This window comes from Acetobacter vaccinii, from assembly GCF_008365315.1.
In the GTDB taxonomy this organism is placed as follows: Bacteria; Pseudomonadota; Alphaproteobacteria; order Acetobacterales; family Acetobacteraceae; genus Acetobacter; species Acetobacter vaccinii.
Genome location: NZ_CP043506.1, coordinates 691,993 through 715,389, shown reverse-complemented (window position 1 = coordinate 715,389; position 23,397 = coordinate 691,993). Strand labels below are relative to the sequence as shown.

The following is a 23,397-nucleotide window of genomic DNA, read 5'->3' as shown; positions in this document are numbered from 1 at the left end:
GGGGCACCGCTGTCACTCTTTACCCAGGCCAGGCCCGACAGCCCTGCACTCATAGCAGGTTGAGGCAGCCGCTGGCCATACTAGATGGTGGTCGTGGGGCTGGTCATTTCGCTATAAATCAGTATCGATGACAGCAGGGCCGTGGCCCGGACCTTGGACCAGAGCAACAGGACGCAGGATGCACGACACGCTAGCAGCATCGACACAGCAGCCCCAGACCGATGACAAGGCCGAGCTGGCACAACCCTCGGTAGAAGGGTTTGCCGAGACCTGCCGGAGCCTGATTGAAAAAGGGCAGGTGCGCGAAGGCCTTCGCATGGCGCTGGAAACTGTTGCCCGCTACCCCGACAATTCCGCACTGGCCATGCGGGCGGCTGCCCTGGTGGGGGAACTCCTGTCCCTGCATGATATTGAGGTCACCATCCTGCGTGGGGTCACCCTGCGGGAGCCGGGTAATATTTCCGCCCATGTGGCGCTGGCTAATGCTCTGGTCGCGGCGGAGGATATTGTCGGCGGCTACGCGGTGTTTTCTGACCTGATGGCGAAATACCCCCATTTGCGTACCAATCTGTGCGAGCACATTTCCAAGGCGATGCTGGATACGGGTTACGCGCGTGAAGCGTTTGAAATCCTTCAGCTCTGGGTGCGGCAGGGACTGCCATCCCCGGCGTTGATGAACAATATCGCCTGTGCGCTGGTGCGGCTGAACCGAGCGGACGAGGCTGTGCCCTGGTATGACAAGTGCCTGGAACTGATGCCCGATAGTGAGGATGTCCGCTTCAGCCGTGCGCTGGCCCAGTTGAAGTCCGGTATGCTCAAGGAGGGCTTTACCGGGTATGCCAGCCGTGCCCCGCGTACTGCCGACATGGTCTGGTGGTTCATGGACCTGCCGCGCCTGCGGTATGGGGATGATGTGGCGGGCAAAAAGGTCATTCTGTACCAGGAGCAGGGGCTGGGGGACACCATCCACTTCATCCGGCTGGTCACTGTCCTGCTGGAGCAGGGGGCGGATGTTACCCTTGTTGTGCCCAGGTCGCTGACCCGCCTGCTCAGCCTATCCTATCCGAATGTGACTGTGTACGAACGCGATACATTCCCCCAGGAGGACGGTTACAGCTACGCCGCACCCATACCTGACCTGCCGTTTATTGCGGGCATTGCAACCTATGCCGATATTCCCGCGCCCATACCCTACCTGCGGGCTGACCCGGCGGATGTGGCGCGCTATGCGGCCCTGCTGCCTGCTGCCCGCCCCAGAATAGGGCTGGTCTGGGGTGGGGACAGGCGCGTCAAGCGTGAGGATGTGCAGGCTGACAAGCGTCGCTCGGTCACGTTAAAGGAAATAGGCGAGGCCCTGACCCCGGTTGATGCCACCTTGGTCAACCTCCAGCTTGGATACCCCAAGGGCGAGCTGGCCCAGTGGACTGGGCAGCCCATTTTTGACCTGATGGATGATGTCAGGGACATGGCTGACACGGCGGCCATTATGGAAAATCTGGATCTGGTCATTTCGGTGGATACGTCTCCGCTGCATCTGGCCGGGGCGCTGGGCAGGCCGGTCTGGCTGGCCAACCGGCCCGATTCCTGTTGGCGGTGGGGCAATGACGGTCTGGAGTCCCCCTGGTATCCGACCTTGCGGATTTTCCGTGCGCGGGAGCGGTCATTCCTGCCCATGCTGCGTGATGTCGGGGCGGCATTGCAGGTCTGGCGGCGGGACTGGACACCCGGGGCATCATAACAGGGCCTTATCAGGGCGGCATGGCTGCAAAATTTTCAGAGAGCCGCCTTTTTTCGGACATAACGGCCTGCCACAGTCAGGCTATGGGACAGGGGCATGGTTCTCTGTCTGAACATGATATCCTGCGTAAAGGTGATATCGGATGAAAAAGTCTTTTCTGGCTACGACCCTCATGGCGGGCCTTGCTGCGGCCTCCATCAGTCTGGCCCACGCCGCCGATTCTGCTGCCCCCCCTCCGCCACCCCCGCCGTGCGGCCCCATGCACCACGGCCATGGTCCGGGCGGCCCTGGTGGCCCGGTGCTGCGCCTTGACGGTGTGAAGCTGACAACCGAGCAGAAAGCCAAGCTGAAGCAGATCTTCACAGCGGCCCGCCCGGAAAACCCCAAGGCTGACATGGAGCAGATGCATGCCCTGCACCATCAGCTGCGCGAAGCCCTGACAACACCCGGCCCGGTTGACCAGGCCAAGTTGCAGGATCTGGAGCGCCAGATCAGCGCATTGCAGGCCCAGAATGCCCTCAAGCGGCTCCAGGTTGAAGTGCAGGTGCATGATATCCTGACCAAGGAGCAGCTCAAGCAGATTGCAGACCGGCCGGAAGCTCCGCCGCCTCCTCCTCCCCCGCCGCCCCCGGCTGAAGCAGGACACTAAGGCGTTCCATCCACAAACCGGGTCAAGCCGGGCTGACCATCCTATGGCAGCCCCTTGGGTCCTGACCGGTTTCTGGAATGGGTTTTCTTGATCTTGGATAAAGGCCACCGGCTGTCCCGGTGGCCTTTTTTATTGAAGGACTGCCACAGAGAACACGCCCTGATGTGATGTCCGGTGCCCCATGCCCGTACCGCATGCATGGAAAAGCGGTTTCAGCCCTGTCCCAGGTGGACAAATGCGCCTGAAAGGGAAAGAACGGCAGGGCATGTTCTCAGGCAGGTGCTTATGCCCTCATCATCCGTTTTTTCTTCCGTTGTGCTGACCCGTCCATTGATTGTCCTGCTGGGGCTTGTAACAGCCATAGGCCCGCTGGCGACGGATATGTACCTGCCTGCTTTTCCGGAACTGGAGAGTGAACTGGGGGGCGGTGCCGGGTCTGCCCAGTTTACGCTTGGCGCCTGGTTTTTAGGGCTTGCGGTTGGGCAGTTTTCACAAGGGCCGTTGTCTGACAGGTTTGGCCGCAAGGCACCGCTGATTATCGGGCTTCTGGTATTTGCCCTGGCATCGGCGGGTTGCGCCATTGTGCATGACTACCACTGGTTCTGCTTCTATCGTTTTCTGGGGGCATTGGGGGGCTCGGCCAGTGCGGTTATCCCGCGCGCCATTGTGCGCGACGTGGCAACCGGCCGCAAAGGCGCGCATATCATGGCGCAGTTGACGCTGGTGTTCGGGGTTATGCCGGTGCTGGCTCCAAGCCTTGGCAGCCTTGTGCTGCGTTTTGGCTCCTGGCGCGATATTTTCTGGCTGGGGACAGTTTATGGTGTGCTGGCCATTGTGGGTGTGCTGACCATGCTGCCCGATACGTTGGCAATGGACCGACGTATATTTTTGCGGCCTGCGGGGATTGTCAGCCGGTATTACGGTATCCTGCGTGAGCCTGTGTTTCTGACCAACGCGCTCATTACCTCGTTTTCAAGCTTTGTCATGTTTGCCTATCTGGGCAGTGCACCGATGGTGTTCGAGCAGTTGCTGGGCTTTTCGCCGCTGATGTTCGGCGTATTCTTTGGTGTCAATGCGGCGTTCTTCATTCTGGGCACGCAGATCAATGGTCGGCTGACACACCGCGTGGCCCTGACAAAGTTGCTGGAGCGGTCAATCCTCTGGGTCAGTTTTGCTGGGTGTGTGTTTGTCGGCCTGTCGTTGGCTGGCATTGCGGGGGCCGGGCACCCTTTGCTTGTCTGTCTGTTGATTGTCAGCATGACGGGTGGGCTTGGGTTTATTGGCCCGAATGGGACAGTGTTGTCCTTCTCACGTCACGGGCAACATGCGGGCAGTGCCTCGGCCATGCTGGGCACGATCCAGTTCAGCCTTGGGGCCTGTGGCAGTGTGCTGGTTGGGGTGCTGCCTGGGGGTGGTACGGTGCCAACCGCGACCGGGATGCTGGTGGGGGCGCTGGGGATGCTGGTGTGCGATATCGTGCGCCGCCGCATAGGGCAGCATGAGCCTGATCCAGAGGATTAGGCTGTGACCCGTGCCCTGGGCATTGCCCGGGGCAGGGAGGCGGTGCCTGCCACATGGATGGCTGTTGTGGGATGAGGTCGTGCCGGATTGAGCCTGTGCCTTGCGGGCAACAGGTAGGGTCAGGCTACTTGCCAGCGGGCCTGCCGTAGATGGCCTGCGTTTGCGGGATAATGGTGTGGCCGTTTTCCAGCCGCATGGGGCCAGCCGAACCTTCGGCATCCTGCGGCAGGGTTTCGTAGCGGTCTTCTGGTGCTGGCGGCGGTGCGGCGTGGCCACCGTTGCGGGCCTCGGCCTCACGCTGCTGGCGGTCAAGCCGCTCCATGTCGCGTTGGGCGGCACGCGCCTCGGCCTCCGCCGCTTCGGGTAGGAAGCGGCCGGGGCGTTCTGGCGGCAGGTCTATGTTTTCGCCCTCGATTTCCCCATGGCAGGCGCTCAGCAACGGAGCAATCAGGGCCAGAAGGCCCAGCATCCTGCCAATCCGGTATCCTCTGGACATGGGCTGCACCTGCCGCACCTGGACAGGCTCAGCCTTCGAGGCGGCGGGCCTCATCAGCCAGCATGATGGGAATGCCATCGCGGATCGGATAGGCCAGCCCTGCTTTTTCGCTCACCAGTTCATTGGTGGCGCTGTTCAGAACCAGCGGCCCCTTGGTCACGGGGCAGACCAGCATGGAAAGAAGGCGCGGGTCGAGCGGTGCGCTATCGGGCATGGACACGGTTTTCCTATCTGTCATCAGGAAGGAGGGCCTTCCTGTTCCGGGCCTGAGAGGTCTAGCAGTGTTTGCAGCACCCGCACACGGTCTGTCAGACTTCCCGCGTCCAGCAATGCCTGTTTTTCCGCCGGAGGGAAAGGACAGATCATGGGCAGTGTGACCAGCAGCATGCTGTCATCCATCTGCTCGATCAGGGACCAGCGGGCCTCCAGCCCCTGTTTTTTGAAATACCGGCGCATGGAGGCCAGCAGCCGCGCGCGGTCAAAGGGTTCGGAGGGAATTTCATTCAGGTCGCCCGCAAAGCCGGACATATCCGTACGGGCCTGCCTGTAGCCCCGGTGTTCCTCCGTTTCGCGCAGCAGGCGGAAGCGGATGACACCTGTCAGCGTAATGGCGTAGGTGCCATCGGCGCGCTCGGTAAACGAGGTAATGCGGCCCAGCGTGCCGGTGCCATACAGGGGTGGGGGCTTGTTTTCGTCATCATCTTCCTCCCGCCAGCGGGGCTGGATCATGCCGATCAGGCGGCTACTGGCCAGGGCGTCTTCCACCAGAGCGATGTAGCGGGGTTCAAAAATATTCAGCGGCAGCCTGCCACGCGGCAGCAACATAACGCTACTGAGTGGCAATAGCCGCGTCAGGGGCGGGATGTCGGCCAGTGTCATCTCACCCAGTCGGGGCAGCCGCCGGGGGATATCGTCAGTCACGACGGAAGGCACGGGCCGATCCCCCCGATCAGGAAAACAGAATGGATGACAGGCGGCGGCGGGCCACAAGGGTTGCCGGGTCGGCGTTGCCCCAGGCCTCGAAAAAGCGCAGCAACTGCTGACGGGCAGCGCCGTCCTTCCATTCCCGGTCCGCGCGGATGACATGGAGCAGCTCGTTGGCGGCATCTTCGCGCCGGCCGGCGGCGTTCAGGGCGGTGGCCAGTTCGCATCGGGCTTCAAAGTCATCGGGGTTGGCGTCCAGGCGGGCCTGAATACCTTCCATGGCCTCGGCAGCGGCGCGGCCTTCCTTCTTCAGTTCAAGGGCGGCACGGGCACCGGCCACTTCGGGGGCCTGGGCGATCTTGGCAGGCACATCAGCCAGGGCTGCGGTGGCGGCATCTTCATCATCCAGGGCCAGCATGGCGCGGATCAGCCCACCCCAGGCTTTGGGGTTTTCCGGCTCTTCCCCAATAACGGAGGAGTAGAGTTCCGCCGCGGCATCAGGCTGGCCAGCTTCAAGGGCGGTGTCGGCCTCATTCAGGCGTTCGGTTGCGGGCAGGGTGCCGCCACCGCTGGATTTGAGCAGGTTTTCAACAAATTTCTTGATTTCGCTCTCAGGCAGCGCCCCTTGGAAAAGGTCCAGAATCTGACCCTGCCAGAAGGCTGCAACAAGCGGGATGGACTGGAGCGGCAGCCCGACCTGGGCAAGCTGGGCGGCAAGGGAGCGGTTGGCTTCGATATCAATCTTGACCAGCCGGACCCGTCCGTTGGCAGCTTTGACAATTTTTTCCAGCGTGGGGGCAAGCTGCTTGCACGGGCCACACCACTCTGCCCAGAAATCAACCAGAACCGGCACGGAACGGCTGGCTTCCAGAACGTCCTGCATGAAGGTGGCCTGTGTGCCGTCCTTGATGATGGCGGAATCCTGCGTGGCCTGGGGCGTATTTGCGGGCTGGCCGATCAGTTGTTCCATGGGCTTTGTTTTCCTCGCTCTTGCGCGCCGTCACGACCGGGGTGGTGGCGGTGCCTGTCTGCCTTGATATGCTGGGTTTCTAGATGGGCCATCAGAGCTTGCTGTGCAATGGCAACACGGTGGTTGGCACCCTATATCCCCCGTGCTGGTGGGGGGTGCGTTTTCGCACATTGCATGACAGCGGGTAGACGCGGCATAACAGGACAAAACAGGAACGGGTGGGGTGGCGTTATCATGAAGAGTTCGGATGGTCTGGGGCCGCACAGTATTCGTGTGCGGGGTGCGCGGGTTCATAATCTCAAGAACATCGACATCGACATCCCGCGTGACCAGTTGACGGTGGTGACGGGGCTGTCAGGGTCGGGCAAGTCCTCCCTTGCGTTTGACACGATCTATGCCGAAGGGCAGCGCCGCTATGTGGAAAGCCTGTCGGCCTATGCACGCCAGTTTCTGGAACTGATGGGCAAGCCCGATGTCGATTCGATCGAGGGGCTTTCCCCCGCGATTTCCATCGAGCAGAAGACCACCTCCAAAAACCCGCGTTCCACGGTCGGCACCGTGACCGAGATTTATGACTATATGCGCCTGCTGTGGGCGCGGGCCGGGGTGCCCTATTCCCCTGCGACCGGCCTGCCGATTGAGGCACAGACCGTCAGCCAGATGGTGGACCGTTTGCTGGACCTGCCAGAAGGCACCCGGCTGATGCTGCTGTCCCCCGTGATCAGGGACAGGAAGGGGGAATACCGCAAGGAACTGGCCGAGTTGCAAAGCCGTGGCTTTACCCGTGTGCGGGTTGATGGTGCGCTGCACGAGATTGCAGATGTTCCAGCGCTTAATCGCAAGCTGCGGCATACGATTGAGGTTGTGGTGGACCGGGTTATTGTCAAACCCGGTCAGGAAACCCGTCTGGCTGACAGTCTGGAAATGGCGCTGGGCCTGTCGGATGGCATTGTTTATGCGGAGGAAGCCCTGCGGGACGGGGAAGACAAACCCGATGCTGTCCGGCTTGTTTTTTCCTCTCGCTTTTCCTGTCCTGTCAGTGGTTTTACGCTGGAGGAAATTGAGCCGCGCCTGTTTTCCTTCAACGCGCCTCAGGGGGCCTGCCCGGCCTGTGATGGCATCGGGTTGGAAAAATTCTTCAACCCCGCTCTGGTCGTGCCAGATGAAGGGCTTTCTCTAGCCGGTGGGGCCATAGCCCCCTGGCGGGATGCCAAATCGCCTTTGCTGGCCCAGACGCTGGACAGTCTTGCCGCGCATTTTGACATTGATATGCAAACCCCCTGGCGGGATCTGCCAGAAGAGGCCCGGCAGGGTATTTTGAACGGGGTGGAGGACAAGGTTGTCTTCACCTATCAGGAGGGCGGCAAGGCTCATGTGGTGGCGCGCCCGTTTGAGGGGGTTCTGCGGAGTCTGGCCAAACGCCTGGCCACCACCGACAGCATGTGGGTGCGGGAGGAACTGTCGCGCTATCAGTCCGAAAAACCATGCCACGTCTGCCATGGCGCACGGTTGAAGCCCGAGGCCCTGTCCGTGCGTGTGGCGGAAAAGACGATTGCTCAGGCGGCAGACCTGCCGATCGGTGAGGCGCTGACATGGTTTGATGCCGTCCTGCCCACACTGACCCCACAAAGGGCTGAAATTGCCCGTAGGATCTTGCGGGAAATTGTCGAACGGCTGACATTTCTGGACGATGTGGGGTTGGAATATCTGACCCTGTCGCGCAGTTCCGCCACCCTGTCGGGTGGGGAAAGCCAGCGTATCCGCCTTGCCAGCCAGATCGGTTCGGGGCTGACAGGGGTACTGTATGTGCTGGACGAACCTTCGATCGGTTTGCACCAGCGCGATAACGAGCGCCTGCTGGGCACGTTGCAGCGGCTTAAAAGCCTGGGCAATACGCTGATTGTTGTTGAGCATGATGAAGATGCCATTCGCAGTGCCGACTGGCTGGTGGATATGGGGCCTGCTGCGGGGGTGAATGGCGGGCAGGTTATTGCCGTGGGCACGCCTGCACAGGTTGCCAAATCTCCCGACAGTCTGACAGGGGCGTATCTGTCAGGCCGCAAGCGTATCGAGGTGCCCAAGACCCGCCGTGCGATCAATAAAAAACGCATGGTCACGCTGGAAGGGGCCAGTGGGCATAACCTCAAGGATGTGACAGCGCATTTCCCGCTCGGCACCTTTACCTGCGTGACCGGTGTGTCGGGCAGTGGCAAGTCCACCCTTGTGATCGACACGCTGCACGCAGCTCTGTCCCGGCAGTTGATGGGGGCAGCCGCCACGCCTGAGCCATACAAGCGTATCAAGGGTGTGGAACTGCTCGACAAGATTATCGACATTGACCAGTCACCCATCGGGCGCACTCCGCGTTCCAACCCCGCAACATATACCGACCTGTTTACCCCCATCCGGGACTGGTTTGCGGAACTGCCCGAAAGCAAGGCCCGTGGTTACAAGGCCGGACGTTTTTCCTTCAACGTCAAAGGGGGCCGGTGCGAGGCATGCCAGGGGGATGGTGTGCTCAAGATCGAAATGCACTTTCTGCCCGATGTGTTTGTAACCTGCGATACCTGCAAGGGCGCACGGTACAACCGCGAGACTCTGGACATCCGTTTCCGGGGCAAGAGCATTGCCGATGTTCTGGCCATGAGTGTGGACGAGGCCTACCCCTTCTTTTCCGCTCAGAGCCGTATTCGGGACAGGTTGGCGATCCTGCAACAGGTGGGGCTTGGCTATATGGCGCTGGGCCAGCAGGCCACAACCCTGTCGGGGGGGGAGGCGCAGCGCGTCAAACTGTCCAAGGAGCTTGCTCGTCGCGCCACCGGCCGCACCCTGTATATTCTCGACGAGCCGACAACCGGTCTGCATACGGAAGATACCAAGAAGCTGCTCGAAGTTTTGCATGCTCTGGTTGATACCGGCAACACGGTGGTGGTGATCGAGCATAATCTGGAAGTCATCAAAACGGCGGACTGGATTATTGATGTCGGGCCGGAGGGCGGCGGCGGCGGCGGTCGTATTGTGGCGGAAGGCACGCCGGAGGATATTGCCGCGTGCAAACAAAGCTACACGGGGCGCTTTCTTGCTCCGCTGCTTGGGAAAAAGAAAAAATGAAAAGAACAATTTTCCAGAGCGCATGTCTGGCAGCTCTGCTGCTGGCCTCGGGCGTTGGCCATGCCAGAGCCGCGCAGAGTTGCGCCAGTCGCCCGCAGACAGTCTGGCTGGAGCAGGAAACATGGACCGAAATCAGCCAGGATATTGCCTGCGGCTTTACCACTGCCATTATCCCGGTTGGTGGGACGGAGCAAAGCGGTCCGTATATTGCTGTTGGTAAACATAACGAGCGCGTCAAGGTTCTTTCTGAACGGATTGCCCAGCGTGTCGGCCATACGCTGGTGGCCCCCGTTGTGGCGTATGTACCCGAAGGGGGGGTGTCACCCCGGACATCCCACATGCGTTTTCCCGGCACGCTGACTGTGCCGGTCGATGTTTTTGAAAGGCTGGTCTCCTCCGCTGCGGAAAGCCTGCGGGTGCAGGGGTTTACCCTCGTGGTGCTGCTGGGGGACCATGGCGGGTATCAGGATGCCTTGCGGCATGTTGCCCGTATGCTGGCTCCAGCCTGGGCAAAGACCGGGGCCAGAATTGTGTATGTGCCAGACTATTATGAGGTTCTGCCCCACCAGTACGCCCAGTGGCTGCGGCGACAGGGATATGGTGCGGATGTCGGCCAGCATGCTGAACTGAGCGATACATCCCTGATGCTGGCTGCCAACCCGGCCATGGTACGGCAGGACGCGCTGCGCCATGCACCACCACCCTCTGCCAGCCAGGGTATTTATGGCGGCAACCCCACGCGGGCCTCGGCTGTGCTGGGGCAGGCCGGGCTGGCCATGCAGGTGGATGCCGCCGTCAAGGCGATTGAAGCCGCACGCGGGCCGTGAAACAGGACTGTTTTATTCAGGATTCTGCATGTGTCTGTCTGCCAGGATCGCAGATGGACGCTGTGCCTGCCGCATGGTAAATGCGGCAGAAGTTTTACAGGCTGGGCCTGAAGGCCAAGCAGGAAGGTTGTGACGTTTATGGGTATCAGACAGTCTCTGGCCGCAACGGCTCTGATCGGGTTGATGGTGGGGGGCGCTCAGGCCCACGCGCAGCAGGTCAACCCTGCCCCTGCGGCAGAAGGGGCACCGACTGACCCTGTGGCTGCCGCTACGCAGGCTGCCCCGCTGGCCCCTCCGGCAAGCACTCCTGCGGCTGTGCAGGTTATTCCTGGCATGCCGCCTGTGATCGACCCTTCCAACCTGTATAGCGAGACCGGGGTAGGCCACATTGCCCCCGAGGTCGCACAGGATCTGCCACGGGTGTATGTGCCCAACCTGCGCTCGAACGATGTGTCTGTCATCGACCCGGCCACCAACAAGGTGGTGGACCGTTTCCGTGTCGGGCGCAGCCCCCAGCACGTTGTGCCGTCGTGGGACCTGCGGACATTGTGGGTTACAAACAATGCCGAAGGCACGACCAACGGCAGCCTGACCCCCATTGACCCCCGCACAGGCCGCCCCGGCCAGAGCGTTGCGGTGGATGACCCCTACAACATGTATTTCACGCCTGATGGGCGCTCCGCCATTGTGGTGGCAGAAGCCCGCCGCAGGCTGGACTTCCGCGACCCGCACAGCATGGCGTTGCAGCAGTCGGTGGAAACGCCAGATTGCGCAGGTGTTAACCATGCCGCGTTCTCAGCCGATGGCCGCTATGCCATTTTCACCTGCGAATTTGGGGGCCATCTGGTCAAGGTTGATACCGTCAACAAGAAGGTACTGGGTTACCTCAAGCTGTCCTCCGGGGGTATGCCGCAGGATATTCTGGTCTCCCCCAATGGCAAGACCTTCTACATCGCAGATATGATGGCCGATGGCGTCTTTCTGGTCGATGGGGATAGCTTTAAGGAAACCGGCTTTATCCACACCGGTGTCGGCACCCACGGGCTGTATCCCAGCCGGGATGGCAAGCGCATGTATGTGGCTAACCGGGGGTCGCACAAAATCCATGGTCGCCCGCACAGCCATGCCGGTGGGGTATCGGTCATCGACTTCGGGACCAATGCGGTCGTGGCCAACTGGCCGATTCCCGGTGGTGGCAGCCCCGACATGGGCAATGTCAGCGCCGATGGCAAAAGCCTCTGGCTGTCTGGCCGGTTTGATGATGTGGTGTACCGCATCAACACGGCGGATGGTTCGGTCATCAGTATTCCTGTCGGGCAGGAGCCTCATGGCCTGACAGTCTGGCCCCAGCCGGGCCGTTATTCCATCGGTCACACCGGTATCCTGCGCTAAGCGGAGGCATTGCCAGGCCTGACTTTTTCGGGGCTGGTTTGGTTGCTGTGTCGGCTGGGCTGGTCTTTGTCTGGCCGGGCCTTGTAGTGGCCGTCTGCTTTTGTCTGATCAGCCAAAGCAAGGGGTGTTTGCTTGGGGCGTACTATGCACCCAGCTATCGTCTGGGTGCAGGGCGGTCAGGCAAAAAAAGAGGACCGGTCTTGTCTTGCTGGCCATCCGGTGCCAACTGGAAAGCCACAAACGACAGATCCCACCTCTGCTGATCGGACCCACGACCCATGTTTATTGAAACCGAAGGTACTCCCAACCCGGCCACACTCAAGTTCCTGCCGGGCCGGACCGTAATGGGTGACATTGGCACAATAGATTTTATTGACGCCGATGCTGTGGCCGGGCGCTCCCCCCTGGCGGAAGCCCTGTTTGCCATTCCCGGTGTTGCCCGCGTTTTCCTCGGGAATGACTTTGTGTCCATCACCAAGACGGATGAGACGGACTGGGCAGAGTTGCGTGGGCAGGTGCTGTCCGTGCTGACGGATCATTTTGTGGCGGGTCATTCCATCGTGTCCGAAGGGGCGGCTGTGCTGGAAGACGCCATTGCCCCTGAAGATGCGGAAATTGTCGTCCAGATCAAGGAACTGCTGGATACGCGGGTACGGCCTGCTGTTGCAGCGGATGGGGGCGATATCGTGTTCCGTGGCTATCGCAACGGGATTGTGCGCCTGACCATGCAGGGGGCCTGCTCTGGTTGCCCGTCCTCCCGCGCGACCCTCAAGCACGGGGTGGAAAACATGCTGCGCCATTATGTGCCAGAGGTTGTCTCGGTCGAGCAGGTGGACTGAGGAGCATACTCCATGGCCGAAAGCCCTTCCCGCAGGCTTGATGCAAACGCCCTGGACTGTCTGTTCGGTGCGGCGCGTACCCCGCAGCGTTGGACAACCCGGCCTGTGGACGATGCCCTTGTCCAGACTCTGTACGAACAGGTCAGTCTTGGCCCGACCTCGGGCAACTGTAGCCCGGCGCGGTTTGTTTTTATCACTGGCTCGGAGGGGCGGGAGCGCCTGCGGCCCGCCCTGTCGGCGGGTAATGTCAATCGTGTCATGGGGGCGCCGCTGATTGTGGTGGTGGCGTATGACCCGCTGTTTTTTGAACAGTTGCCCCTGCTGTGCCCGACCGAGGACCTGCGGCCATGGTTTGCGGCTGATGTTGGCCTTTCGGAGGAAACAGCATTCAGGAATGGCACATTGCAGGGGGGCTACATGATCATGGCGGCCCGCGCTTTGGGGCTGGATGTGCTGCCGGTTTCGGGCTTTGACCAGTCCACGGTGGAGAGCGCCTTTCTGGCGGAAGATGGCTGGCGTGCCAACTTCCTGCTCTGCCTTGGGTATGCCGAGCACGAAGGCCTGCCCCCGCGTGCGCCCAGGCTGTCTTTTGGCCAGGGGTGCCGTGTAATCGCATGACCCAACAGCGTATTCTTGTACTCGACGGCAGCCCGGCGGGTGATGCCGCCTGCGGGCTTGCCGCCTGTGTTGCGCGTGATGGCGCAGGCAGGTTGTCAGTGGTGGCACTATGCCAGCAGGCCGGGCGTTCTGCGGCGGAGGGCATAAGCCTGCTGGCCGAGCAGGCGCTGGCCCAAGCCGGGTGGACACACGTCAGTCGGCCTGACTGCGTGGCTGTTGTTGTGGGGCCAGGGTCGTTTACCGGCCTGCGTGCCTCATGCGCTGTGGCGGCAGGGTATGCCTTGGGGGCTGGTGCGGCTCTGATCGGGGTAACCCGGGGGGAGGCCATGGCTCCGATGCTGGCTGCCGCTGTTACGGCGCACGGCGGCGCGCTGCGTGGCTGGCAACTGGTAACGGCGGCGCGGCGTGGTCGGGTGTTTGTGGAAGGGGTCGAGGGTGTACAGGCCGTCAGCATCGCAGACTGGCACCCCCCGGAGGGGCAATGGCTGATTGCGGGTGATGCCGCCCAGAGCCTGCCCTATGTGACCCCGGTCATGGTCTCCCAGACCCAGCCAACTCCCGAGGAGATAGCGGCTGTTGCGCTACTGCGCCTGTCCGGTGGGCTGCCCGCGCGGGAGGCACTGCCTTTGTATGTGGACCCACCAGAGGCAAGTCTGCCCGCTGATGGCCTGCGGCCAGCCCCTGTATGACACCACATGGTGCGCCCAGCCTGTTGTCTGACAGGTTGGTTGAAGACAGACCCACGGATCAGACTGGCATTACGGCGGTGGGTTACACACAGGCCCCCGTGCTGGCAGCGCTGCATGCGCTCAGCTTTTCGCAGGATGAGCAATGGTCCACCCAAGCCATGGAGGAACTGCTGACCTCTGTCGGAGTGTGGGCCGGGCTGGCTGTCTGGCAAGGCACGCCAGCAGGGATGATCATGCTCCGCCGTGCAGCGGATGAGGCAGAAGTGCTGACCCTGTGCGTGGCCCCGGCCATGCGCCGCTACGGTCTGGCCAGCCAGCTTGTGGCATGGGGCCTGTCCACTGCAGCAACGGCAGGGGTGGCGGAAATGTTTTTGGAGGTTTCCGTCAGGAACGGGGGGGCGATTGCCCTGTATCAGCAGGCAGGCTTTGCCCGTTTCGGGTTGCGTAAACGCTATTATGCAGATGGCTCCGATGCCTATGTTCTGGGGCGTTTATGCGCAGGGCAGTCGGGCTGACAGTGTTGTAAAGGCACTATGCTGGCGGGAGGTGGATAGCCCACCCCCAGCCAGTTCAGTCAGTTTTATAGGGCGCGTGCGCCAATGTCGGTGCGCCAGTGGGCTCCCGGCCAGCTTATGGCGGCAACGCCAGCATAAGCGCGCTTCTGGGCTTCCTGCACGGTGTCAGCCAGAGCACAGACAACCAGCACCCGCCCGCCCGAGACAACAAGCTCTCCAGCCATGTTCTGCATGGTGCCAGCTTGGAAGACATGCACACCGGGCAGGGCCGCAGCGTTGTCCAGCCCTGTAATCACGCCCCCTTTTTCCGGATTGGCGGGGTAGCCGCGAGCGGCCATGACCACACAGACCGAAGCCTGGTCGGAAAAGGTAATCGGGGCTGCATCCAGCCTGTCCTGTGCCAGCGCATGCAGGGCGGGCAGCAGGTCGGATGTCAGGCGGGGCAGCAGAGCTTCGGCTTCCGGGTCACCAAAGCGGACATTGTATTCAATCAGGCTGGGGCCTGTTTCAGTCAGCATCAAACCGGCAAAGATGACGCCTCTGAACGGCGTGCCACGGCGCATCATTTCATGCAGCATGGGGCGTACCAGCGTGTCCAGTGCGGCTTCCTGTGCGGCGCGGTCAAACCCTTTGGGGGGCGAAACCGCACCCATGCCGCCGGTGTTGGGGCCGGTATCCCCATTGCCCACCCGTTTATGGTCCTGTGCGGCACCAATCAGGGTTGCGGTTTCCCCCGCGCAGAAGGCGAAGAGCGAGACTTCCTCCCCCACAAGGCAGTCTTCGATTACCACGCTGCGGCCTGCATCACCCAGTGAGCCACCTGTCATCATGTCGGTAATGGCGGCTTCTGCTTCGGCTAGCGTTGTGGCCACCACAACACCCTTGCCAGCGGCAAGCCCATCAGCTTTGACGACAATGGGGGCACCCTTGCTACGCACATAGTCCAGCGCGGGTGCGGCCTCGGTAAAGCGGGCCCACCCGGCGGTGGGAATGCCCGCAGCGTCGCAGATTTCCTTGGTAAAGGTTTTGCTGCCTTCAAGCTGGGCAGCAGCCTTTGTCGGCCCGGCACAGGGTAGCCCGGCAGCGGCGCAGGCATCGGCCAGCCCGGCAACCAGCGGGGCTTCAGGGCCGGGGACCACCAGGTCCACGTGCTGCTCCAGCGCAAAGGCCACAAGGGCGGGTACGTCATGCGCGCCAATGGCAACATTGATCCCAAGGGATGCCGTGCCTGGATTGCCCGGAGCAATAAACAGGGCAGACAGCTCGGGCGAACGCGCCAGTGTCTGGGCCAGCGCGTGTTCGCGCCCGCCTGATCCAACCAGAAGTACGCGCATTCTTTTCTCCTGCTGTGCGTGTCTGCTCTTTCGGGGCGAGCGTCTGTAGCATAGGTTGGCACCATGCACGAAGACTTTGGAAATACCTCGTCCCAGGCGGGTGTGGGCAATGTGCCCGAATACAGCGTATCGGAAATTTCCGGTGCGATCCGCCGTACGCTGGAAGGCGCTTTCAGCCGGGTGCGTGTGCGTGGCGAGATTACGGAGTTCAAGCGTTATCCGTCGGGGCATCTGTATTTCTCGCTCAAGGACGAGCAGGGCAAACTGTCGGGTGTGGTGTGGCGTGGGTCTGTTTCGCGCTTGGGGCTGGTGCCGGAAAACGGGCTGGAAATCATCGCGACAGGGCGGATTTCTGCCTATGGTGAGCGTTCAAGCTACCAGCTTGTGGTCGAGCGTATGGAGTATGCGGGCGAGGGTGCGCTGCTGGCCCGGATCGAGCGGCTGCGCCAGCGCCTGGCCGAGGAAGGGCTTTTTGAGGCAGCCCGCAAACAGCTGTTACCGCTGCTGCCACGAGTGATCGGGGTTGTAACGTCTGCTCAGGGTGCTGTTCTGCACGATATCCGCACAACATTGCGCCGTCGTTTCCCCCGGCCTGTGGTGGTGTGGCCTGTGCCTGTGCAGGGGGAGGGGGCTGCATTGAGAATCGCGGCCGCCATTGCCGGTTTTGACAGCCTGGACGGCCAGGGCCCGGTACCCCGCCCGGATGTGCTGATTGTGGCGCGAGGGGGCGGGTCGCTGGAAGACCTGATGGCGTTTAATGATGAAGCCGTGGTCCGGGCCGTGGCGGCCTGTCGTATCCCGCTTATTTCCGCCGTCGGGCATGAGACTGATACAACCCTGATTGACTTTGCCGCTGACAGGCGCGCGCCCACCCCCACGGCAGCGGCAGAAATGGCCGTGCCGGTGCGGAGCGAACTGCTGGCTGAGATTGCCCATCGGGCCGCTCGTGCAACAGGTGGGCTGGCCCGGCAGTTGCAGACCGCCCGCTTGCGGCTGGACCGTGCGGCTTCGGGCCTGCCCGACCTGCCCAGCCTGTTACAGACAGCCCGGATGCGGCTGGATGACAGAAGCCGCAGGCTTGATGCCGCCCTGCCTGCGTTTGTCCAGCATCGTCGGGCGGCTCTGGTTGCGGTGGAACGGCGCATGCCTGCGGTGGATACGTTGCTGGCCGGGCGGCGCACACGCCTTGCCGTGCTGGGGGGCGGGCTGGTGTCGGGCGTGCGGCATACCTTCCAACGGTGGGAGGTACGGCAGGGCCGGTGCCGCCTGTCCTCCGCCCCCCTGTCTGCCCTGCTGCGTGAGAAGCGCTTGGCATTGGCCGGAGTGGCAGGGCAGTTGGAGGCAGTATCCCCCATGGCGGTGCTGGCGCGTGGTTATGCGCTTGTCAGTGTCGGCGGGCAGGCTGTGACCAGTGCTGCGGCCCTGCGTGGTGGGCAGAATGTGGCGCTGACATTTGCCGATGGCACGCGGGAAGCCACCATCACCCACGGTAAAGGTGGTCACGGTCAGGGAGAGTTTGATCTCTGAGGCCCGTGGTGCTGGCCCTGTCTGTGCTGGCAGGCGCAGACAGGGGTCATGCGGTGTTGGTGCCATCAGGCTGGTTGAGAGGCATGTCCCGACAGGGCTATGCTGGCTGGTCTGAGGTTTTGGAATAGTCTGCAAAATATATGGCGCGGACAGTGGGTCGGCGCCGGGCGGGAAGGCTGATACGCATGTCCATCCGTTTTCGAATGTCCTTGATTGGGGCCGGGCTTGCCTGTGGCCTTCTGGCAGGCTGTGCGGCAACGCCGGGCCATGGGGTATCGGGCCGGACCCCGCCCCAGGATTTTGCCCCCGGTCTGACGGGTGAGGAAGCCCATAGTGGCGGTTTGCAAAATGACCCCTCCGCCCCAGCCAACACCCCGCTGTGTGGCACGGCCGAGCGTGAAGCCATGGCCATGGGGGTGCAGAACTATCCGCAGCCTCTGGCTACGGGAAACTCCTGTGTGCGTAACGCCTGTTTCAATACCCAGACAGGCACCTATATTGCAGCGGATGGCACGCGCAGGGTCTGCCGTTAAGCGGCCTGCACGCATGATGAGTGATGTGGGTCTTTCCCACAGCGCATTTTGCTGGTAGGAAAAACCCAGCCTGCGAGAGTGACGGAACGGTAGACGTAGTCGACTCAAAATCGACCGCCGAAAGGCATAGGGGTTCGAATCCCCTCTCTCGTACCATGTCTTTCCTTACGTGCCAGTCAGGGTCATGAACGCCTTTTCCCCTTCCGTGGCTTCTCGCCCGGCCAGCCGCCCCCATAATCCATGCTTTTCTTCCGGTCCTTGCGCCAAGCGCCCAGGGTGGGATGTTTCGGCACTGTCCAAGGCGTTGGTGGGGCGTTCGCACCGGTCGGCTGAAGGGCGCGCCCGGCTGAACGAGGTTATTGTCCGTTCCAGCCGTATTCTGGGCATCCCCGAAGGCTGGAAGGTCGGTATTGTACCTGCGTCGGATACAGGGGCCATGGAAATGGCACTGTGGTCCCTCCTGGGGGAACGCCCGGTGGACGTGCTGGCGTTTGAGAGTTTTTCCGCCCTGTGGGCGCAGGACATTGTGTCGCAGCTCAAGCTTGAGAATGCCCGTGTCCTGAAGGCCGATTACGGCCATCTGCCAGCCCTGTCTGACATCAACTGGGACCATGACGTGGTGCTGGCCTGGAATGGTACCACATCGGGCGTATGCCTGCCGGGGCCTGAGGCTATTCCCGCCAGCCACGACGGGCTGGTCATCTGCGATGCAACATCGGCTGCCTTTGCCATGGACCTGCCGTGGGACCGGCTGGATGTGGTGACATGGTCCTGGCAGAAAGCTTTGGGGGGTGAGGCCGCACACGGCATGATCGCCCTTTCGCCCCGTGCAGTACAGCGGCTTGAGGCCTACCAGCCCCCCCGTGGCCTGCCAAAAATCTTCCGCATGACCTCCAAGGGTGCGCTGATTGACGGCATCTTCAAAGGCGACACGATCAACACGCCTTCCATGCTGTGCGTGGAAGATGCGCTGGACAGCCTGATCTGGGCGGAAGCCGCAGGTGGGCTGGAGGGGCTGAAAGCCCGCAGCCGTGCCAGCCTTGCCGCTGTGACGGAATGGGTGGCGCAGGCTGACTGGGTTGAGTTTCTGGCCAGCCATGAGGCTGAGCGTTCCTCCACCGCTATTTGCCTGCGGATTGTTGCCCCCTGGTTTGTGGCGCTGGAGCGCTCCGAGCAGATGGCAGTCCTTAAAAAAATACTGGCCCTGCTGGAAAAGGAAGGCGTTGCCTTTGATATTGGCAGCTACCGTGATGCTCCGGTTGGTCTGCGGATATGGGGTGGTGCCACGGTTGAGCCTGCGGATATCAAAGCCCTGCTGCCCTGGCTGGACTGGGCCTTTGCCCAGGTCACTCCTGCGGCCTGACAGTCAAGCGGGCCAGACAGGCCCGTTGTGAAAGCCCTGCTCCAGTAAGGCAGGGCGTTTGCACGCTCCTTGGCGGACAAGGTGGTGCAGTACCTTAAGGAAAAGCCACGGACAGCCTTGCTCCTGATATGGAGCCGCGCGTTATGCTGTTTCGATTCCGTGCTGTTTTGACCCATGAAAGCCCTGCCAGCCAGCCTGTGACCTTGATTGGCGGAGGGGGAATGGCTTAACTCATGCGCTCGGTCATGCAACCGGGCTGGGTGGCTTTATATCCAGAAGAACAAGAAAAAAAGGAAGAGGACATGCGCCATACAGTGCCGGGCACAGGAATGACGCAGGAGGATGCGGCAGCGGCCACATTCCGCAAGATTACCGTTATGCTCATTCCCTATATTTTTGTCTGCTACCTGTTCAATTATCTGGACAGGGTCAACGTTGGCTTTGCCAAGTTGCAGATGCTCGACAGCCTGCACATGAGCGAAACAGCCTACGGGTTTGGGGCCGGGGTGTTTTTTCTGGGCTATATTGCCTTTGGCCTGCCCAGCAACCTGATCCTGGCCAAGATTGGCCCCCGGCGCTGGCTTGCAACCATTATGACACTATGGGGGCTGCTGTCCACGGCACTCCTGTTTGTACATTCTGCCCCTGTGTTCTATGTGCTGCGCTTTCTGACAGGTCTGGCGGAAGCTGGCTTCTTTCCCGGCATGGTGGTGTATCTGACACGCTGGTTCCCCTCATATCGGCAGGGGCGGGCCATGACGTTGTTTATGGCTGCCATTCCGCTGTCGGGCGTTCTGGGTGGACCGCTGTCTGGCACGATCATGGGCAAGTTTTCTGGCGGGGCCTGGGGGCTGGAAGCCTGGCAGTGGCTCTTTTTGCTGGAAGGGCTGCCCACGGTTCTGCTGGGTCTTGGGATGCTTGTCTTCCTGCGGGACGATGCCTCGGAGGTCACATGGCTGACCGCGCAGGAAAAATCCACCATGCAGGATATTCTGCAGGCGGACAGGGATGCCCAGCCAAAACAGCTTGCTGACAGCTTTGCTGATGTTGTGCGTAATCCTGCTATCTGGTCCCTTGGGGCGTTGTATTTTTGTATTCAGAGCAGCGTGTATGCCATCAATTTCTGGCTTCCCAGCATCATCAAGGGCAGTGGGTTCCAGAACCCGGAAACAATCGGCTGGCTGAGCGCCATTCCTTATGTTGTGGCCTGTGTGTTCATGGTGCTGGCCGGGCGGTCGGCAGACAGGCAGCGTGAACGCCGCTGGCATCTGGCCGTGCCGTTGCTGATGGCGGCTGTCGGGCTTGGGGGCGCTGCCCTGTGCCATGGCATGCCCGTGCTGGCACTGATGGCATTGAGCATTGCAACCGCAGGCGCTTTGTCGGGGTTGCCGCTGTTCTGGCCGTTGGTGAATGGGTACCTCAGCCCCATGGCGGTGGCCGGTGGGGTTGCGCTGATCAACTCCCTTGGGCAGATCGCGGGTTTTATCATTCCGTATCTGGTGGGTTGGATCAAGGACGCAACAGGCGGTACGCAGATGGCCCTGTATTGTCTGGTGGTTCTGGCTCTGGTTGGTGTGGGGCTTGTGCTCAGGATACCTGCCGAGCGCGTGCGCTGAGAGCACTCGGTTCTGCCCTGCTGCGCATGTGTGTGACAGGGCAGAACCAGTTATATCGGGTGGATGGGGCTTTGCAGGTTCCAATCCACCGCTACGAGCGGCTCAGCCCCGTTGGCGTAGCCAATGCCAGGACAGCCTGTTGCGTAGCCTGCGTCAGCGGGGTGGGGAGCGTGTCCAGAGCAAACCAGCCCATGTCAGACAGGGCATCGGGCTCCATAATGGTGGGTGTGCCGTCATACTGTGCCACTCTGTAGACCAACGCGACCCAATGCTGTCCGGCAGCCTGATCAATCTGATCCACGCAGCATAAAAGCGTTTCTGGGCGGATTGTTATGCCCAGTTCCTCCCTGATCTCGCGCGCGACAGCCGTTTTGATGGTTTCAAACGGGTCCACCTTTCCCCCAGGCAGGCCCCAGCAGCCTGCCTCTGGCGCGCGACGCCTGCGAACCAGCAAGACCTTACCCTGTTGGATAATCGCTGCCCCACAGCCAACACGGGGCAGGTTATCGTTGGGCATTATTGATCCATTTGGTCTGGCTGGGCAGTTTCTGCGCCGCTAACTGGTCCAGCAGGGTTGTGGGGTTGTCAGCCGATAGCAGGATTTTGCGGTGCACGGGTTTGAGAAAAGCCTCGTCCACAACATGATCGAGAAAGCCAAGCAGTTTATCGTAAAAGCCCAGTACGTTCAGGACGGCGCAGGGCTTGGCGTGGGTGCCAAGCTGGGTCCATGTCCAGACTTCAAACAGTTCTTCAAGCGTGCCTATGCCGCCGGGCAGGGCGATAAAGGCATCGGACAGTCCGGCCATCAGGGCTTTGCGTTCATGCATGGAGCCAACAATACGCAGGTCAGCCAGACCCGTATGGGCAACCTCATGCGCGACCAGAGCCTGCGGGATAACGCCAATAACATTCCCGCCTGCTGCCAGGGTGGCATTGGCCACGGCAGCCATTAACCCTACCGAGGCCCCGCCATAGACCAGACCAATACCCCGTTTTGCCAAAAGCTGGCCCAGTGCGACGGCGGCATCATGGTAATGGCTGTCCCGTCCGGGGCTGGAGCCGGAAAAGACACATATTTTTCGCATGAACCCTGGACCCTGCCTGTTAAAACCTGCTGCGTTTAAGGCACCAGACTTTAAAGACAGTGTTGGCAGAAGACGACACCCGCCTTACTCCGTGCAGGCAAAGGCACAGTGCATGGCAGGGTGTGTCAGGGAAGGTGTCAGACACCCTCGGTCTCAAAGGATAAAAGCTTTTGGGGGCGTCTTTTTTAAAGGCGACGTTTGGTGAAGCTTTCCGAAAAAAGCTTCACCAAATACTTTTAGAACGGTGCGTCGATATCCACGATATCGATCAGCTTGGCGTTGACAAATTCCTTCAGCCCCAGGTCCAGCAGTTCCCGACCGAAGCCCGAGCGTTTGACGCCACCAAACGGCAGATCGGCCTTCACCATGGTCGGGTGGTTGATATAGACCATGCCGGTGTCGATCTGGCGTGCCAGTTCTGCGCCGCGCTCCTCGTCCTGAGTGAAGATGGAACCGCCCAGCCCGTAGGGGGAGTCGTTGGCGATGGCGATGGCGTGTTCCGCATCACGCGCGCGGAACAGCATGCTGACCGGGCCAAAGAATTCCCACAGCCGGGCGGGGTTGGTTTCGTTCAGGCCGCTGAGCAGCACAGGGCGGAAAAAACAGCCGTGGTTGGGCAGGTCCAGCGGAATTTCCTCGGCAATGGCACCATGGCCCACGGCCTGCTCCACCTGCTGGCGCAGGCCATCGACGGCAGAGCGGGACGACAGCGGGGCAAGGGTGGTGGCGGGGTCCATCGGGTCGCCCATGCGCAGGGCGGCAACACCCTTGCGGTACTGGGCAACAAACGTGTCGTAAATGCCGTCTTCCACAATCAGGCGCTTGGCGCTGACACACACCTGGCCTGCATTCCAGTGGCGGCCAAAGACGGCCCATTTCACCGTTTTTTCCAGATCAGCATCGTTCAGCACAATCAGTGCGTCCGAGCCGCCCAGTTCCATGGTGCATTTCTTCAAAGCCAGCCCGGCTTCCGATGCGACCTTGGCCCCCGCACCTTCCGACCCTGTCAGCGCCACGCCCCGCACGCGGGGGTCAGCGATAATGGTGTTCAACTGGTCATGCGTTGCGTAGAGGTTTTTAAAGCCACCTTCGGGCAACCCGGCTTCAAGCATCAACCGTTCCATGGCGGCGGCGCACTGCGGCACGTTGGAAGCGTGTTTGAGAACAACCGTATTCCCGGCAGAAAGCTGCGGCGCGATAATGCGGGCTACCTGATAGAACGGGAAGTTCCATGGCTCGATGGCCAGGATAATGCCCTGCGGCTCAAAGACAATCTTGGCGCGCCCTTCCTTCAGGGTCGAGACAGGCAGGATCTCGGGGGCCAGCAGGCGCTCTGCATGGATGGCGTAATATTCAAAAATGGCGGCCGACAGTTCGGTTTCGGCCCGTGCCTCGGCAAAGAGCTTGCCCATTTCAAGGGTCAGCAGCTTTGCGTAGCTGTCCAGATTCTGGCGCAGCAAATCAGCAGCTTTTTGCAGCACACGCCCGCGCTGGGCGTGAGAGGCTTTTTTCCAGCGCAGGAAGGCCGCGTGGCCTTTGTCCAGCGCGCTGGCAATATCGGCAGCAGTACTGTCGGGAAAGGATGTCAGCGCTTCCTCGGTGAAGGGATTGATTGTCGCATAGGCCATGCTTCTGTTCCTTTCAGATGCC

Annotated in this window: 22 protein-coding genes and 1 tRNA gene; 15 read left to right on the top strand and 8 right to left on the bottom strand. The window is 61.3% G+C overall.

The features are described from left to right. The first annotated feature begins 178 nt into the window (after window positions 1-178). From FLP30_RS03170 to FLP30_RS03160, 3 genes are all read left to right on the top strand, one after another. Window positions 179-1,738, top strand: coding sequence for a glycosyltransferase family protein (locus FLP30_RS03170; protein ID WP_149278554.1), 1,560 nt, complete (start codon window positions 179-181; stop codon window positions 1,736-1,738). Between the two features lie 142 nt (window positions 1,739-1,880). Continuing rightward, the gene (locus FLP30_RS03165) at window positions 1,881-2,387 is read left to right on the top strand and encodes a Spy/CpxP family protein refolding chaperone (protein WP_149278553.1); all 507 of its coding nucleotides are present in this window, start codon (window positions 1,881-1,883) and stop codon (window positions 2,385-2,387) included. Between the two features lie 285 nt (window positions 2,388-2,672). Continuing rightward, complete coding sequence (locus FLP30_RS03160; protein WP_149278552.1) at window positions 2,673-3,908, top strand: multidrug effflux MFS transporter; 1,236 nt, start codon at window positions 2,673-2,675, stop codon at window positions 3,906-3,908. Window positions 3,909-4,032: 124 nt separating this feature from the next. Here the strand turns inward: FLP30_RS03160 and FLP30_RS03155 are convergent, their stop codons facing one another. The 4 genes from FLP30_RS03155 to FLP30_RS03140 form a co-directional block, all read right to left on the bottom strand. After that, complete coding sequence (locus tag FLP30_RS03155; protein WP_149278551.1) at window positions 4,033-4,404, bottom strand: hypothetical protein; 372 nt, start codon at window positions 4,402-4,404, stop codon at window positions 4,033-4,035. Window positions 4,405-4,432: 28 nt separating this feature from the next. Then, window positions 4,433-4,618 (bottom strand): Trm112 family protein, encoded by a 186-nt coding sequence (locus FLP30_RS03150; protein WP_149280183.1) that lies wholly within the window; start codon window positions 4,616-4,618, stop codon window positions 4,433-4,435. 23 nt (window positions 4,619-4,641) lie between these two features. Continuing rightward, on the bottom strand, window positions 4,642-5,283 hold the full coding sequence (locus FLP30_RS03145; protein WP_149280182.1) for an LON peptidase substrate-binding domain-containing protein: 642 nt from the start codon (window positions 5,281-5,283) through the stop codon (window positions 4,642-4,644). Window positions 5,284-5,353: 70 nt separating this feature from the next. Continuing rightward, a complete protein-coding gene (locus FLP30_RS03140) occupies window positions 5,354-6,298 on the bottom strand; it encodes a tetratricopeptide repeat protein (RefSeq protein WP_149278550.1) in 945 nt (314 codons plus the stop codon). A 234-nt stretch (window positions 6,299-6,532) separates the two neighbouring features. On the opposite strand from FLP30_RS03140, the gene uvrA reads away from it, so the two are divergent. The 7 genes from uvrA (at window position 6,533) to FLP30_RS03105 (ending at window position 14,289) form a co-directional block, all read left to right on the top strand. Beyond that, the gene (uvrA, locus tag FLP30_RS03135; protein WP_149278549.1) at window positions 6,533-9,409 is read left to right on the top strand and encodes an excinuclease ABC subunit UvrA; all 2,877 of its coding nucleotides are present in this window, start codon (window positions 6,533-6,535) and stop codon (window positions 9,407-9,409) included. Beyond that, entirely contained in the window at window positions 9,406-10,236 is an 831-nt protein-coding gene (locus FLP30_RS03130) for a creatininase family protein (protein ID WP_149278548.1), read from the top strand. Before uvrA ends, FLP30_RS03130 begins: the two co-directional genes overlap by 4 nt. Before the next feature lie 138 nt (window positions 10,237-10,374). Then, entirely contained in the window at window positions 10,375-11,628 is a 1,254-nt protein-coding gene (locus tag FLP30_RS03125; protein ID WP_210419297.1) for a YncE family protein, read from the top strand. 278 nt (window positions 11,629-11,906) lie between these two features. Further along, complete coding sequence (locus FLP30_RS03120) at window positions 11,907-12,467, top strand: NifU family protein (protein ID WP_149278547.1); 561 nt, start codon at window positions 11,907-11,909, stop codon at window positions 12,465-12,467. A 12-nt stretch (window positions 12,468-12,479) separates the two neighbouring features. Continuing rightward, window positions 12,480-13,085, top strand: a complete 606-nt coding sequence (locus FLP30_RS03115; protein WP_149278546.1) for a malonic semialdehyde reductase — start codon at window positions 12,480-12,482, stop codon at window positions 13,083-13,085. Continuing rightward, on the top strand, window positions 13,082-13,774 hold the full coding sequence (gene tsaB / locus FLP30_RS03110) for a tRNA (adenosine(37)-N6)-threonylcarbamoyltransferase complex dimerization subunit type 1 TsaB (RefSeq protein WP_149278545.1): 693 nt from the start codon (window positions 13,082-13,084) through the stop codon (window positions 13,772-13,774). The genes FLP30_RS03115 and tsaB overlap by 4 nt, the downstream gene beginning before the upstream one ends. Next, window positions 13,771-14,289: a GNAT family N-acetyltransferase gene (locus FLP30_RS03105; protein ID WP_149278544.1), complete on the top strand. Its 519-nt coding sequence runs from the start codon at window positions 13,771-13,773 to the stop codon at window positions 14,287-14,289. Before tsaB ends, FLP30_RS03105 begins: the two co-directional genes overlap by 4 nt. Before the next feature lie 65 nt (window positions 14,290-14,354). On the opposite strand, the gene purD is transcribed toward FLP30_RS03105, so the two are convergent. After that, window positions 14,355-15,623: a phosphoribosylamine--glycine ligase gene (gene purD / locus FLP30_RS03100; protein ID WP_149278543.1), complete on the bottom strand. Its 1,269-nt coding sequence runs from the start codon at window positions 15,621-15,623 to the stop codon at window positions 14,355-14,357. A 63-nt stretch (window positions 15,624-15,686) separates the two neighbouring features. Between purD and xseA the strand changes: the two genes are divergently transcribed. The 5 genes from xseA to FLP30_RS03075 all read left to right on the top strand — a co-directional run bounded on the left by xseA (window position 15,687) and on the right by FLP30_RS03075 (window position 20,662). Then, on the top strand, window positions 15,687-17,150 hold the full coding sequence (xseA, locus tag FLP30_RS03095; protein WP_149278542.1) for an exodeoxyribonuclease VII large subunit: 1,464 nt from the start codon (window positions 15,687-15,689) through the stop codon (window positions 17,148-17,150). A gap of 185 nt (window positions 17,151-17,335) precedes the next feature. Then, window positions 17,336-17,683 carry a BA14K family protein gene (locus FLP30_RS03090; RefSeq protein ID WP_149278541.1) on the top strand — a complete coding sequence of 116 codons (348 nt, stop codon included), beginning with the start codon at window positions 17,336-17,338 and terminating at the stop codon, window positions 17,681-17,683. Between the two features lie 72 nt (window positions 17,684-17,755). Then, window positions 17,756-17,839, top strand: a tRNA-Leu gene (locus FLP30_RS03085). Window positions 17,840-17,867: 28 nt separating this feature from the next. Continuing rightward, entirely contained in the window at window positions 17,868-19,046 is a 1,179-nt protein-coding gene (locus FLP30_RS03080; protein ID WP_149278540.1) for a phosphoserine transaminase, read from the top strand. 302 nt (window positions 19,047-19,348) lie between these two features. Then, window positions 19,349-20,662 carry an MFS transporter gene (locus FLP30_RS03075; protein WP_149278539.1) on the top strand — a complete coding sequence of 438 codons (1,314 nt, stop codon included), beginning with the start codon at window positions 19,349-19,351 and terminating at the stop codon, window positions 20,660-20,662. Between the two features lie 91 nt (window positions 20,663-20,753). On the opposite strand, the gene FLP30_RS03070 is transcribed toward FLP30_RS03075, so the two are convergent. From FLP30_RS03070 to FLP30_RS03060, 3 genes are all read right to left on the bottom strand, one after another. Next, entirely contained in the window at window positions 20,754-21,179 is a 426-nt protein-coding gene (locus tag FLP30_RS03070; protein ID WP_149278538.1) for an NUDIX hydrolase, read from the bottom strand. Next, window positions 21,166-21,747, bottom strand: a complete 582-nt coding sequence (locus FLP30_RS03065; protein WP_149278537.1) for an LOG family protein — start codon at window positions 21,745-21,747, stop codon at window positions 21,166-21,168. Before FLP30_RS03065 ends, FLP30_RS03070 begins: the two co-directional genes overlap by 14 nt. A 236-nt stretch (window positions 21,748-21,983) precedes the next feature. Next, window positions 21,984-23,375, bottom strand: a complete 1,392-nt coding sequence (locus tag FLP30_RS03060) for an NAD-dependent succinate-semialdehyde dehydrogenase (protein WP_149278536.1) — start codon at window positions 23,373-23,375, stop codon at window positions 21,984-21,986. Window positions 23,376-23,397: the final 22 nt, after the last annotated feature.